13 protein-coding genes and 1 pseudogene are annotated in these 13,464 nt (G+C 62.2%); 6 read left to right on the top strand and 8 right to left on the bottom strand.

Going from position 1 to position 13,464, the window contains the following annotated elements; all coding sequences use genetic code 11:
• Window positions 1-249 precede the first annotated feature (249 nt).
• A complete protein-coding gene (locus ABD819_RS08810) occupies window positions 250-2,823 on the top strand; it encodes a S8 family serine peptidase (RefSeq protein WP_345123198.1) in 2,574 nt (857 codons plus the stop codon).
• 136 nt (window positions 2,824-2,959) lie between these two features.
• Here ABD819_RS08810 and ABD819_RS08815 read toward each other — a convergent pair whose 3' ends face one another.
• Both ABD819_RS08815 and ABD819_RS08820 read right to left on the bottom strand, forming a co-directional pair.
• Window positions 2,960-3,769, bottom strand: coding sequence for a M57 family metalloprotease (locus ABD819_RS08815; RefSeq protein WP_345123200.1), 810 nt, complete (start codon window positions 3,767-3,769; stop codon window positions 2,960-2,962).
• A 163-nt stretch (window positions 3,770-3,932) separates the two neighbouring features.
• A complete protein-coding gene (locus ABD819_RS08820) occupies window positions 3,933-4,745 on the bottom strand; it encodes a M57 family metalloprotease (RefSeq protein ID WP_345123203.1) in 813 nt (270 codons plus the stop codon).
• Between the two features lie 375 nt (window positions 4,746-5,120).
• Between ABD819_RS08820 and ABD819_RS08825 the strand changes: the two genes are divergently transcribed.
• Window positions 5,121-6,851 (top strand): PSP1 domain-containing protein, encoded by a 1,731-nt coding sequence (locus ABD819_RS08825; protein ID WP_345123205.1) that lies wholly within the window; start codon window positions 5,121-5,123, stop codon window positions 6,849-6,851.
• A gap of 34 nt (window positions 6,852-6,885) precedes the next feature.
• A complete protein-coding gene (locus ABD819_RS08830) occupies window positions 6,886-7,380 on the top strand; it encodes a gliding motility lipoprotein GldH (protein ID WP_345123207.1) in 495 nt (164 codons plus the stop codon).
• Between the two features lie 153 nt (window positions 7,381-7,533).
• Here ABD819_RS08830 and ABD819_RS08835 read toward each other — a convergent pair whose 3' ends face one another.
• Both ABD819_RS08835 and ABD819_RS21520 read right to left on the bottom strand, forming a co-directional pair.
• Window positions 7,534-7,728 (bottom strand): cold-shock protein, encoded by a 195-nt coding sequence (locus tag ABD819_RS08835; RefSeq protein ID WP_345123231.1) that lies wholly within the window; start codon window positions 7,726-7,728, stop codon window positions 7,534-7,536.
• Between the two features lie 220 nt (window positions 7,729-7,948).
• A complete protein-coding gene (locus tag ABD819_RS21520) occupies window positions 7,949-8,398 on the bottom strand; it encodes a hypothetical protein (RefSeq protein ID WP_425553959.1) in 450 nt (149 codons plus the stop codon).
• Between the two features lie 201 nt (window positions 8,399-8,599).
• Between ABD819_RS21520 and ABD819_RS21525 the strand changes: the two genes are divergently transcribed.
• The gene (locus ABD819_RS21525) at window positions 8,600-9,094 is read left to right on the top strand and encodes a hypothetical protein (RefSeq protein WP_425553960.1); all 495 of its coding nucleotides are present in this window, start codon (window positions 8,600-8,602) and stop codon (window positions 9,092-9,094) included.
• 255 nt (window positions 9,095-9,349) lie between these two features.
• Here the strand turns inward: ABD819_RS21525 and ABD819_RS08845 are convergent, their stop codons facing one another.
• Both ABD819_RS08845 and ABD819_RS08850 read right to left on the bottom strand, forming a co-directional pair.
• Window positions 9,350-10,108 (bottom strand): hypothetical protein, encoded by a 759-nt coding sequence (locus tag ABD819_RS08845; protein ID WP_345123211.1) that lies wholly within the window; start codon window positions 10,106-10,108, stop codon window positions 9,350-9,352.
• A gap of 21 nt (window positions 10,109-10,129) precedes the next feature.
• Window positions 10,130-10,327 (bottom strand): hypothetical protein, encoded by a 198-nt coding sequence (locus ABD819_RS08850; protein WP_345123213.1) that lies wholly within the window; start codon window positions 10,325-10,327, stop codon window positions 10,130-10,132.
• 117 nt (window positions 10,328-10,444) lie between these two features.
• Between ABD819_RS08850 and ABD819_RS08855 the strand changes: the two genes are divergently transcribed.
• Together ABD819_RS08855 and ABD819_RS08860 are read left to right on the top strand one after the other, a co-directional pair.
• Window positions 10,445-11,041, top strand: a complete 597-nt coding sequence (locus ABD819_RS08855) for a DinB family protein (RefSeq protein ID WP_345123216.1) — start codon at window positions 10,445-10,447, stop codon at window positions 11,039-11,041.
• 555 nt (window positions 11,042-11,596) lie between these two features.
• Window positions 11,597-12,361 (top strand): carboxypeptidase-like regulatory domain-containing protein, encoded by a 765-nt coding sequence (locus ABD819_RS08860; RefSeq protein WP_345123218.1) that lies wholly within the window; start codon window positions 11,597-11,599, stop codon window positions 12,359-12,361.
• 316 nt (window positions 12,362-12,677) lie between these two features.
• Here the strand turns inward: ABD819_RS08860 and ABD819_RS08865 are convergent, their stop codons facing one another.
• Both ABD819_RS08865 and ABD819_RS21530 read right to left on the bottom strand, forming a co-directional pair.
• Window positions 12,678-13,163, bottom strand: a complete 486-nt coding sequence (locus ABD819_RS08865) for a transposase (protein ID WP_345123220.1) — start codon at window positions 13,161-13,163, stop codon at window positions 12,678-12,680.
• A 108-nt stretch (window positions 13,164-13,271) separates the two neighbouring features.
• Window positions 13,272-13,460, bottom strand: a pseudogene (locus ABD819_RS21530) (IS110 family transposase); the annotation flags it as partial.
• Window positions 13,461-13,464 lie beyond the last annotated feature (4 nt).

Below are 13,464 nucleotides of genomic sequence, written 5' to 3' on the forward strand. Positions count from 1 at the left end.
TCCATGCATGGATAGTCAGCCGACTGGCTTGCTCAACTGGTGGGTCTGCGGCTCATGAGGAGGATGCCACGATGGACTTGGACCACCCACTTCCTTATCTTTGGATAGAAGCATGCTACCCCAAAGCATTTACCCCACCCAATCAACCACATGAGGCAAAAAACGGCTCGGCGAACCAGGGATTTTGCGTTGCTAAATCGGCGGTGGCGCATCGGACGCTGGCTGCTGGCATTGCTCCTGTTGCCACAGGTGCTTTCTGCTCAAAGCCCTGCATCCCGCGTCACGCTCCCCAAAATCGCTCCCGGGCTGCAAACGGCCGCCGCCCAGCGCACTACCCGCACCGTGCGGGTGAGCGTGCGCGACAAAGCCGCCTTCCAGGCCTGGGCGCGCCAAAACCTGCCGGCCGCCCGGGTATCCCAGCCCAGCGCCTCACCCCATACCCTGAGTGTTACCGGCCTCAATGCCACGGCGCTGGCCCAGCTCGTTGCCTGCCCGTGGGTCGATTTCGTGGATGTCCCCGACCGCCGCGCCCGCGAAGAGCGCCGCCTCAGCAACTCCGATTTGTCAGTCAACGCTATTTCGGCGCTGCACGCCCGTTTTCCGCAGCTTCGGGGGCAGGGCCTCACGGTTTCGGTGAAAGAGCAGCCCTTCGACCCGAATGACATCGACCTGCGGGGCCGAGTGGTCACGGCCGGCACCTTTCCGGGTCCGGCTTCGGACCATGCCACCACCATGGCCACGCTCATCGGCGGAGCCGGCAACTCTGACCCGCTGGGCCGGGGCGTGGCCAACGCCGTGCGGCTGGCTACCTCCGACTTTGCCCGCTTGCTGCCCGACGACGGCCCGCAGCTGACCCAGGCTGGCGTATCGGTGCAAAACCACTCCTACGGGGTTGGTATCGAGAATTATTACGGCGTGGAGGCGCAGGAATACGACCGGCAATGCCAGCAGTTTCCCGCGTTGCTGCACGTTTTTTCGTCGGGCAACGCCGGCATACTGGCTAGCCCCAGCGGCACTTATCAGGGCATCGCCAGCTTCGCCAACCTCAGCGGGCAGTTCAAAATGTCGAAAAACACCTTGGCCGTGGGGGCCACCGACCCCAGCGGGCAGGTGTCCGCCCTCAGCTCGCGGGGCCCGGCTCACGATGGCCGTGTGAAACCCGAGCTGGTGGCCTACGGCGAGGGCGGCTCCTCCGAGTCGGCGGCGCTGGTGTCGGGCGTCAGCCTGCTTTTGCAACAGACTTACCGCGACCAGCACAACGGCGCGCTGCCGCCCGCCGCGCTGGTAAAAGCGGTGCTCCTGAACAGCGCCGATGACTTGGGCTGGCCCGAAGTAGACCACCTCAGCGGGTTTGGTCAGGCCGATGCCCTTGGGGCCATTGCTACCATGCGCAATGGCCAGTTCTTCGGCGGCACCGCGGCTCAGGGCACCGACCAGGTTTTTACCCTGACCGTGCCCGCCGGCCAGCAGCAGCTAAAAGCCACCCTGGTCTGGAGCGACCCCGCCGCGCCCGCCAATGCCGCCCGCGCCCTCATCAACGACCTGGACCTGGAGCTGGTGGCCGTGGGCAGCGGGCAGCGCTGGCGGCCGTGGGTGCTGAGCACCTTCCCGCGCGCCGACTCGTTGGCCCTGCCCGCCCGCCGCCGGGCCGACCACCTCAACAACGTGGAGCAAATCACGCTGGCCCTGCCCGGCGCGGGCACCTACGAGCTGCATGTGCGCGGCTTTGCCGTGTCGCAGGGCCCGCAGGCTTTCAGTCTGGCCTATGAAATCAACGCGCCGGGCCTGACCTGGGTGAGCCCCGCCCGCCCCAATAACCTGAAGCCCGGCACCCCCACCACCCTGCGCTGGCAGTGGAGTGGCCCCGCCGCCACGGCCCGCCTCGAATACCGGCCCGTGGGCCGCCCCCAATGGCGCGAGGTGAACCCGGCCGTGGCCCTGGCAGCCAATCGGTTTGCCTGGGCCGTGCCCGATACCACCACGCTGGCCCAGCTGCGCCTGGTGGCCGGCAGCAGCGTCTTTGTCTCCGATACATTTTCCATTGTGCGGCCGCCGGCTCTGCAAGTGGGCTATACCTGCACTGACGAAACCTTGCTGCATTGGCCCCGGGTGCCTGGGGCCGGCACGTACCAGCTCTACCAGCTCGGGGGAACCTACCTGATGCCTTTTGCCCAAACGACCGACACAGCTTTCGTGCTCAACCGCAGCCAGATGCAAACGCTGTACTACGCCGTTGCTCCCGTTTTGCGGGGCCGGGCAGTAGCTCCAAGCCTCACCATCGATTACAGCAGCCAGGGTACGGCATGCTATTTCCGCTCCTTTTTGGTGCGCCAACTGGTTGATGAGGTTGTGCGCTTCGACGTGGTGCTGGGCAGCGTGTTCCGCCTGCGCTCGGCTACGCTGGAGCGGCTGGGGCCGGCCGGCTACCAAGCCGTGCAAACCCTCACTCCGCTCACGCAAACCACCTTTGCATTCTCCGACCAGCCGCCGACTGCCGGACGCTACCTCTACCGCGTGCGGCTGGACAATGTGGCCGGGCAGCAGTTCTACAGCAACTCCGAAGAAGCCTTCCTGTTGCGGGCCGGTGCCGCTCAGGTCTACCCCAATCCGGTGCCCGCCGGCGAACCGCTAACCCTGGTAGCCAACACCATCGCCCCGGTGGCCATCCGCCTCTACGACGTGCTGGGCCGGTTTCAGCGCGAAGTAGTCGTCAACGGAATCACTAATCAACTCGATACCAACGGCCTGAAGCCGGGCTTGTACCTGCTGCGCGTGCAGCTCGATAACCAGCCCGAACAGACTATCCGAGTCGTGATTCAGTAGCCTACCCTGGCGGCACATGCCCTAGCCAACCGCACAAAAAAGCCCTTCCGACATCGTAGTCGTAAGGGCTTTTGAGTTTTGGGGAAGACGACGACTTGTGAGAGTCGGGGCTGTTTTAGTGCGTTTCGCTTGGCGATTAATACACTGTCTTCAAGGCAATTACGTCATTGGCGTTGAAAGGCCGGTTGACGCCCGAGCCGATGCAGGCCAACATGAACGAGTTGGGGTCGGCGGCGGCAGGAGTGCCGGGAATCAGGATTGCCCCCACCGTGCTAGCGCCTTCGTTGCTAACCGAACCACCGCAGCTGTAGCTCCGGTCCATGTAATCGGTGTGGCGGAAGCCGATGCAGTGGCCCACTTCGTGCGCCAGGATGGTGGCGATGTACGTAGTAGGATTGGCCGTGCCAATGGCACCAGAGTTAATCAAAACCTGGTTGTGGGGGTTGCCGGTGCTCGTCGGGAAACCTGCCGAAGCCAGATACCGGGCGCTCTTGGGAGCCTGGGCCAGCGTGATGTTCCCGCCCGATGACACGCGCGACATCGTCAGCGTCAGGTTCTCGGCGTTGTAGCGCCGGATTAATTCGTCGGTCGCCGTCACGTAAGCCGCCGGCAAGGCCGTCGATACCGAAATCGTAATGTTGCGGCCGGCCCCCGTGTTCACCAGGTTGGTGGTACGGTATTGCTCTTCGGCACCCACGCGCATAAGCGTCACCGGGCTGGGGTTGGCAAGGTCTTGCTGGCTGAGGAAAATGTCGCCCTCGACAACGTAGCCGCCCTCAACGGCAGTAGCACCCTGTGTGGTGAAGCCTAATTGCTTAATTTGGCTCAGCACTTCCTGAGATACTTCATCGGATTTGGTTACCGATTCGCCCTCTTTGGAGCAGGAAGAAAAACCGAGTGCGGAAATAAGGCACAGGCCGGCGGCAAGCAGGTTTTTTGTAGTCATGAGAATGGAGGAATTGAAAACAGGGAAATGGTGACGCTAAGAAGAGAGACGTGATAAGTACCATCGTGCAGTACTCAGCTATTTTTTCGGGAAGCTAAAAGACCCCGGCTCGGTAGAGTCAGGGTCTTTGACTATCAGAGCGTTGTGCTAGTAAAAGCGTCGGCTAGTACACGTAGCGCAAAGCGGTTATGTCGTTGGTGTTGAAGGGGCGGTTGCCGCCGCTGCCGATGCAGGCCAGCATCCAGGAGTTGGGGTCGTTGCCGGTAGGCGTGCCGGGAATGTAGATGGCCCCTACCGTGCTGGCGCCTTCGTTCACGGCAGCACCGCCGCAGCTATACTGGCGGCCAGCGTAGTCGGTGTGGCGGAAGCCGATGCAGTGGCCTACCTCGTGCGCCAGGATGGTGGCGATGTACGTGCTGGCGTTGGCGGTGCCAATAGCGCCGGAATTTACCTGCACCAGGTTGTAGGGGTTGCCGCCGGAGGGGAAGCCGGCCGAGGCCAGGTAGCCCGAGCCCGCAGGAGCAGCCGTCAGTACGATGTTGCCGCCCGAAGTAACGCGGGTGAAGCGGATAAGCAGGTTTTGTGCGTTGTAGCGACTAATCAGCTCGTCGGTAGCCGTTACGTAGGCCGACGGGAGCGAAGTAGAAACGCGGATGGAAACGGTACGGCCCGAGCCCACGCTCACCAGGTTGGTGGTGCGGTACTGCTCTTCGGCACCCACGCGCAGCATCTGGTATTCGGGCTTGGCCGCCAGGTTCTCGGGGGTAATCAGGATATCACCTTCCACCAGGTAGCCACCGTCCACTTTCTTGATGTCCTGCGTAGTCAGACCCATGTCCTTGATTTGGCTCAGGACGGTTTGGGAGATGGAATCTTCGGCGGGAGCTACGGTTTCCTGCTGCTTGGAGCAAGACGAGAGCGCCAGCACCGAAGCAGTGCAGAGGGCGGCGGTGGAGAGAATATTTCTCAGTTTCATAAGCTTCTGGGGGTTGGTTGATGAGAGAAATTGTTGAAGAATATGTGCAATTAGAGTAAAATAAATGTAATCAACAACAATGATTTAGGAGTAAAATTGAAAATAATTCAAAAAAACGCATTCACTTCACCCAATCTACATTTATGATTATCCCGATGACGTGGTTTTGCCAAAATTTTGTACGTAGTTTCCGGGGCAGGCTTGGGCGGGAAGCCCGGTTCATCGGATGTTTCCGATGCTCGCTGGATGGGCGGTTACTGCCAAGCTTTGCGGCTTGTGGGCACCCGAAGCTGCCTAGCCGATTTGCGTATCTTTGCTAGTAACCGAACTTTCGCGGGAAACACATTTTCCCCTCAACTATATAATTTCTGACTAGTGGCTTGTTCATCATGTTCTTCCGGCGGGGGCTGCGGCACCAAGCCGGGCGGCTGCAAATCCAACGGGGGCTGTAGCACCGGGGGCTGCAACCGCCTCAATGTATTCGACTGGCTGCAGGACGTAGAAGTGCCGGACTCTTTCGCGGGGTTCGATATCGTAGAAATCCGCTTCAAGGGCGGCCGCAAGGAGTTCATGCGCAACGACCTGCGCCTGCCCCTCGTCACCGGCGATGCCGTGGTGGTAGATGCCGCCGGCTCGGGCTGGCACCTGGGCCACGTAAGCCTGAAGGGCGAGCTGGTGCGCCTGCAAATGCGCAAGAAGAAAATCCCCACCGACTCCAAGGAAATCCGCAACATTCTGCGGGTAGCCACCGACGACGACAACCAGCGCTGGGAAGCCGTGCGCGACCTCGAAACCGGCACCATGTTCCGGGCCCGGGCCATGGTGAGTGAGCTGCGCCTGCGCATGAAGCTGAGCGACGTGGAGTATCAGGCCGACCGCACCCGCGCCCTGTTCTACTACTCGGCCGAGGACCGGGTCGATTTCCGCGAGCTTATTCGCCGCCTGGCCGACGAGTTCCGGGTGCGGGTCGAGATGCGCCAGATTTCGCTGCGCCAGGAAGCCGGCCGCATCGGTGGCATCGGAATTTGTGGGCGAGAGCTGTGCTGCTCTACCTGGCTCACCGACTTTAAAACGGTGAGCACCACCGCCGCCCGCTACCAGAACCTGAGCCTGAACCCCCAGAAGCTGGCCGGCCAGTGTGGCCGCCTCAAGTGCTGCCTCAACTACGAGCTCGACGCCTACCTCGATGCCCTAAAGGATATTCCGCAGGTGCAGCGCCCGCTGCAAACGGCTAAGGGCGAGGCGTTTTTGCAGAAAACCGACATCTTCCGCCGGCGCATGTGGTTTGCCTTCAAGGGCGACAACAACTGGGTGATGCTGGACACCTCCCGCGTGCGTGAACTGCTGGAAATGAACAAGCGCGGCGAGAAAATCGAAAGCCTGATGCCGCCCCGCGAGGAAGCGCCCGAGCCCGAAGTGTCGGCCATCGTGGAAGGCTCACTCGACCGCCTCGACGACAAAATCAAGTCGGGTGCCAAACGCTCCAAACGCAAGAAAACCCGGGGCGAAGGTGCTCCGGCCGAAGCCCGCGCTCCGCGCGAAGGCCGCGAGCCCCGCGCCGCCCGCCCGCCCGGCGCTGCGCCCGGCCCCGAGGCCCCCCGGGAGCCCCGCGAAGCCCGCCCACCCCGCGAGCCGCGCGAAGGCCGGCCCACGCGTGATGGTCGCCGTCCGGCCGGCGCGGCCCCCGGTGGCCCCCGCCCCCCCGAGCAAATGGTGAGCATAGGCTCCGAAAGCACCGAAGGCATTGCGCCCGCCGGCGGCGATGCACCCGAGCAGCGCGGCCGGCGCGGAGCCGCCGCCCGCCCTCTCAACCGCCGCAACGGCCGCAACGGTCGCGGCGATGCGCCCCGCCCCGAGGGCGAAGCCGGCGAGCCCCGGCCCGAAGGCAGCGGCCGCAACCGCCGCTCCGAGGCCCCCCGCCGCCCCGATGCCGCGGCTACCCCTCCGCCCAATGCTGACGGCAGCACCGAGCCCCGGCCCCCCCGCGAGGGTGGCGAGCGGCGCGGTGGCCGTAACCGGCGCGGGGGCCGGGGCCCCGCGGGCGAAGGCGGGGCGGGCGAAGGCGGGGCGGCATCCGGCCCCGCACCTGCCCCGGCAGGCGCGTAAGTCCGTATTGTGCAGGTTTTGAATGCTAAGTTTTATGAATCAGTATTTTAGATTGCGCGTGGCGCTGTTGGGCGGGCTGTTGGGCCTGCTCACGGCCTGCGACCCCAACCGCGTATTTGAGCAGAATATCGACTTTCCGCAGTATTCCTGGGATGTGCAGCAGAAGCCAGCCTTCACCTTTGCCATTGAGGACACGGCCGCCCGCTACGACATCTATTTCAACGTGCGCCACGCCTCGGCCTACGGCTACTACAACCTCTATGTGAAGCATAGCCTGACGGGCCCCAAAGGTGCCGTGGGGCCGCCGCTGCTGCACCAGATGCTGCTGATGGACCCCAAAACCGGCGAGCCCAAGGGCAGCGGCACCGGCGATATCTACGACATGCAGCTGCTGGCCCTGCCCCGGCAGCGCTTCGCCACGCCCGGCAACTACACCCTGACGCTGGAGCAGTACATGCGCCAGGCCCAGCTGCCCGGCCTCATGGCCGTGGGTATTCGAGTGGCCAGGCACGAGGCTGGCAAGAAGTAGAATAGCCGACTGATATCCTGAAAAAGCCGTCTCCGCACCTGGTGCAGAGACGGCTTTTTCGCGTTTAATCAAATTCGGAAAGCAGCGCACGGGCTGGTAAACACCACCTTTTGCGTACCTTAAAGTAATGAATAACGACTTGGTTATAAGGCGTTATTGCAGCCGGGTAACGTCCACGGCATTGGGGCCTTTCTTGCCAGCCTTGATGTTGAATTGCACCCGGTCGCCTTCCTGAATTTCGTGGATGAGGCCGGTTTGATGCACAAATATTTCTTCTTGATTGTCGTCGGCCAAAATGAAGCCGAAGCCTTTAGTGTCGTCGAAAAACTTAACGGTGCCGGTAAGCATGGGCATTGGGAGTGGGGGGTAAATAGGAATTGAGCGTTGCGTTGGCGCAGCCGTGGGCCTGCAAAGTAGCAAGTACATGCGGGAAGCGGCAAGGCGCGGCCCCACAAAGGTAAAATTGCGTTGCCGAACTATTGGCCTTGGTCTGCCTGAGCGGCATGCTATTGCCTGGGGAAACCACTGGGTTAGCGTCTCGTATAGCAATTAACAGCCCTTGAGGGCATCACTCACGATTCTTTTGCACGTCATGGAAAACGAACCCATCAACCTGAATACTGAGGAAAACGACATCGCGGGCAATCGCATCAATGGCCCCGTGGGCAATACCGCGGCCCAGTCCGGCCGGCCCGGTACTGGCACGGGCCTGCCCGGCGGGCCTCCCGCTGCCGCCACTGCGCACCCCGCTTCCGCATCGAGTGAGGCCCTGGCGGCCGCCGAAACGAGCATGGCCGATGGTGCCATAGACGAGCAGGGCGGCCCGCGCGAAAACCAGGAAGCCAACCCCGAGCGCCTGAAACCAAGCAGCGGGACCTACGGCGGCAATTTTGGCAACAGCACCCAGGGGAGCTTTAATGACCAGCCCCGCCGCGAAAATCAGGACAGCGACCCCAACCGGGGCGAGTTTGGGGCTCAGGACTTGGGCGGCACCACCCACGGCGGTTTCGGCAACCAAAACCGGGCCGCCGACTACGAGCCCCGCAATTCGGCCGAAGACCAGTACTACGGCGGTGCCGGCGCACCCGGCCACCAGAATAATGCCTACGAAGGCCGCGACGAGCGCCCCGACAGCCGCACCGAATACGGCTTCGCAGCTGGCGCGGCCCCCACCGCCGGTGCCTTTGCGCCGAACTCGAACCAGAATGACAACGGCGCCGTGCCCGGCCCCGATAGCGGCTACGCCAACGACTACGGCCACACCTCGCTGCGCGGAGAGACTGGCAACGCCACTGCCGGCCCGGAAACCGGCCAGCGCAACCAAACCGAAGACTACCTGCCCACCCAAAGCGCCCCCGATGCCCAGGGCCGCCAGCCGGACGCCCAGGCTGACCAAAGTACCAACCTGGCCGGTACGCCCGGCCCGCGCTCGGCTGGTGCCGAACAGCCCGCGCCCGACGAGCGCACCGGCTACGTGCAGGCTCCCAGCGGCGACTCGGCCCAGGGACTGGGCTCACGCGGCGGCTCCTACAATGATGCCTACGACGACAGCCAGCCCGGCAGCACCGCCGGCTCGCCGGCCAAAGGCGACCAGCGGCGCGAAGACACCGCCCGGAACTACGGCGCGGAAGCCCGCGAGGAAAACCGCGCTACCGATGAAGAAAACAACGCCGACCACGGCGCGCCCCGGCGCAACGCCGGCCGGGAGGAATAACCAGCTGCTGTTACGCAGCAGGATGTAGCGCGGACTTTGTAGTCCGCGAGTCTGCGCCGTTTATTGGTCGTAGCGGCGCAGACTCGCGGACTACAAAGTCCGCGCTACATCCCCCGAGGCGCTTTAACAAGGAGAGTGCGTAACAGCAGTAACCAGTTGGCTCAAGAGCCTACTCGAATAGGGACGGTCATGCTCATCTGGCGTTCGCGCAGTCGAAGCATGACCGTCCTTTTTGTTGTCTATTGCAATAGGCTTCTAACGGTGGACTTTCACCTTGATATCGTACTGGTACCGGGGCGGGCCGCCCAGCGGAATGGCGAAGAAAGGCAGAGCCGTTTCGTACTGGTCGGTCACGTAAAAAACCATGTCGTTGGGCGCGGGCTTGGTCGACGTGAGCCGGAAATCGAGGCTGAGGCCGTACTCTTTGGCGGCAATGGGCAGCACGCTGCTGGTCCATTCGCCATCGCCGCTCACGGTGCCGGGCTGGCCGTTTTTAGCCACGCTGAACACGTTGAGTGAGGCGGCGTTGTCGGCGTCGAAATTGCTTTGCTTGATGCTCACCACCTTGTCATTCACGAAAGGGTAGAGGTGGACGGTGGTTTTGCTGGCCGTGGCCGGCAGGCGGAAACAGTACTCGTAGGTGAAGGCGTTGCCGCCCTCCACGGCCACGTTGGCGGTGGGGCTCGTGCTGAAGAAGTAGCGGTATAGGTTGCCGTCGTTACCGGTCAGGCCACGCACTATCAGTTTGAATACGTGGCCTTTAAAATCGTCCACCAGCTCGCCTTCCATCGGGTTCAGCGGCCCGAAGGTGTACCACTTACCGTCGTACTGCGGCTCGCTGTCGAAGGTCTGGCTTTTGAGCAGGCGGCCGGTGGGGTTGGGGTTGGTGGGGCGCGGGGCGCGGGCCTGGGGGCCGCTTAACGTGCCCGCCCCGCCGTAGAGGCTGAACGACGTGGTGGTGTTGGCGCTGCCCTTCAGGTCGTCGTTCCTGCCGCCGCAGCCGGGGTCCCACACCCGAATGTAGGCGGGCGTGCGCTACTTTTCGGGGATGAGGAATAAGAACGTCTGGCTGAAGTCGTCGTCGCCCCACTGTTTATCCGACTGTACCCCGAAGGTGACCAGACTTTCGACCTGCTCGCCGGGGTTGGGTACGGCCTGCGCCCATGCCCCGCTCAACGGCGCTGCCAGTAAGACTGCCAGCGCACTATGATTCCGAAACCGTTGTTTTACCATGTGGTCAAGATACCGAACAAGGCGTGGATGCTGCGCTGCAGGCCACGAAGAAGGATAAAATATTGTTCATAATCGACCGTTAAACAGTATGTTTACGTCTTGTTAGCCCTTGTGCTTATGCCTGCTGCCATCCGTGCCACCTCCGATTTTTTTGACCAGCTGACCACTGACCTGTTGGTTTTGCGGGTCATGGCTCAGCAGCGCTTCCGCCCGCTGAGTGCCGAGGAGTTGAACCGCCGGCCCAGCCCCAGCCGCTGGAGCGCCGGCCAGTGCCTGGAGCACCTCAACATTGTGGGCGGCTACTACTTGCCCACCATCGCGGCCCGCATCAAGCGGGCGCAGGAGCACGGCTCTAAGCCGGCTTTGGTGGCCAAGCAGGGCTACCTGGGCAAGAAATTTATTGAGGCTATGCGCACGCCATCCAGCGTCAAATCCTACGATTCGCCCCAGCGCTATGCCCCCACGGGTACGCGGCTGCCGCGCACGGTAGCGGAGGTTTTCAGCCGCCAGATTGATGAGTTGTTGCGCCTGGTTCTGCTGGCCCGTCAGGTCAACGCCAACGCCATCCGTATTCCCAACGCTTTGTTTCCGCTGATTTTACTGCGCCTGACTGACCAGTTGGAATTCCTCGTCGTGCACATCAAGCGGCACGTAGCCCAGGCCGAGGCCGTGCTGGCCGGCAATGCCGTGAGCGCCAACGCCTCGGCGGCTTAATGGCTTATTCGGTTTCAAGCTGAACTGTGGAAAGGAGGCCTTGGCTGTACCAGGGCTGCTTTTTTGGCCGACTGGTTTGCTCGGGGCTTTCACAGTCGTTGGCTTGATTATTCGGGCAGCATAACTCGGAATCAAATTCATGAGCCGCTTATATAGGGGGCTTCTCAGAAAACGAAAAATACAGCATGCTAAGGCTCATAAAGTAGCCAATAAGACTGCGATTTTACATGTTGCAGACGAACGTTTGTAAAAGGTAACAAGCAAGAAAATGACGTCTTTTAGTGCCTTGGTTAAGAAATAACCCAAGACCAAATAAGGGCCGATAGCGGGCCCTTATCGGACCCTATCCGAAAGTCAGCGGCTGTTTAAATCACCGTTTCACTGAACGGGGTTTGCCTTGGGTATGGCCTTCTGCCTGCTCTAATGCGTGTGCGTGCTGGGCCGGGCGCTGGGTGGTTTTGCTCCAGCGGGGCCGGGGCTTCGTGCCGCGGGCGGTTCCGCCAGCCGGCACCTATCTTCGCGGCTTTCCTACCGCGCCCCCTTTTTATCTCCCGCATGCAGCACCTCTTCCACTTTCTCTTCGTGGCGTTTTTCGCCGCCACATCCTTGCTGCTGACGGCGTGCGGCGGCGACAAGAAGAAAGACCCGGCCCCCACCACCGGCATGGTGAACGGGCAGATTTCCCCGGCCAACGCCGTGACCACTGTCACGGCCACCAGCGGCGGTACCCCGGCCACCACGGCTACGGCCACCCCCAACGCCAGCGGCGTCTACGCCTTCGCCGCCCTGGCCCCCGGCACCTACACGCTGAGCTACACACCGGCCGCGGGCTTCGCCACGCCGGCCCCGCAAACCGTAACCGTCGCGGCCGGCGAGACGGTTACTGCCGCGCCGGTTACGGTCACCGCGAGCGTGCCGGGCGGCTCGGGCAGCGGCTTCGCCTACACCGTCGGCGGCGCCCCCGCCACCGCCACCCTGGTCTCGGCCAACGTCTTGGCCGGCTCGTTGGTCCTCCAGGGTTCCAGCAGCAGCCGCACCGTGTCCATCAGCTTGGACCAAGTACCGACCGGCCCGCGCACCTACTCCTTCGGCGGAGTGGGCAGCACCTCGGAAATCACGGTGATGGAGGCCGTGGGCAGCAACTTCGCCGAGTGGAACACCACGCTGGCGGCGGGCTCTGGCTACGTCACCATCACGGCGGTAAGCGCCAACCCGCGCCGGGTGTGGGGCACGTTCACCGCCGTGGCCCAGCCCCGCGGCACGGGCACCACCGGCACGCGCACCCTCACGTCCGGCACCTTCAGCAACCTGTCGTTCTAACCACCGGGGCCCCGCAGCGCAAACGGCCCGGATGGCCCTTTTTGCCAGTTGGGCCCTTTGCTTGAACGCTCCTTTTCGTGAACGACCAGCAGCAGCTCGGCACTAGGTGGCCAGCTGGCCCCAATAGGGCAGGGAGAGTTTAAGAAACTCGTCTACGATTCAACGTTTACGAAACGTGCTGAGGGGATGAGTTTCGTAAACTCGAAACTAGGTGCCTTCCCGGGCTTGGACAAACAGGATTTTGGGGGCAGTGGGGGAGTGAAATTCTTCCCTTTTGTTTCCCGGAATAATCTCTTAACATGAACTATGTTAAAAGTCAAGCGGTGGGCGCAAGTTTTGAGCTGAAATCAGCTTGGTAGGGCACGCCCGATTTGACGATGGCAAAGGCTTGTTTGAGGAGCTTGTTGCAGACGGCAATCAGGGCCAGCTTCTTGTTCTTGCCCTTGGCCACCAGTCGGTCAAAGAGCGCCGCACAGGCCGCATTCGTTTTCTTAGCCGAGAAGCTGCACATGAAGAGCTTGCCGCGAATTAAGCCCCCGCCCATCTTCGTAATGCGCACCTTGCCGCGGATGCTGGTACCGGAAGTATGCTCGCGGGGTGATAAACCCGCCAGGGCAATCACCTGGCGGTAGTTGTCGAAGTGCGTGAAGCCGCCGGCAAAGAGCAGCAGCATGCCCGCCGTTTTGCGACCAATGCCGGGAATGGAACACAGCAGCGTCATCTGGGCCGCAAAGCGCTGTTCTAGCAGCGCCAGCAGCTCGGCCTCGACCAGGGCTACTTGCTGGGTCAAGGTTTTGAGCATCTGTTGCAGGCGCTTTAGCGCGAGCTTACTAATAACCGGTTGGCGCTGCAAGGCTTCCAGGGAATTACTGACCATCGTTTTTTGCTTGAGCAGCTGCTCGTTCACCTGTTCGAGCTGCCGACATTCCACCAGCACCGTTTCGTCCGGCTGCCAGACCTTTACCGGTTGCTGCTGGCCGTAACGCAACAGCCACTGCGCATCTTTGCGGTCACTTTTGCCTTTACTCAAGTGCATCTGAATGAAGCGCTTAATGACCAGTGGATTCAGTACGGCGACCTCTCCCCCCTGCTCGTGCAGGTAA

This window comes from Hymenobacter antarcticus (genome assembly GCF_039539545.1).
In the GTDB taxonomy this organism is placed as follows: domain Bacteria; phylum Bacteroidota; class Bacteroidia; order Cytophagales; family Hymenobacteraceae; genus Hymenobacter; species Hymenobacter antarcticus.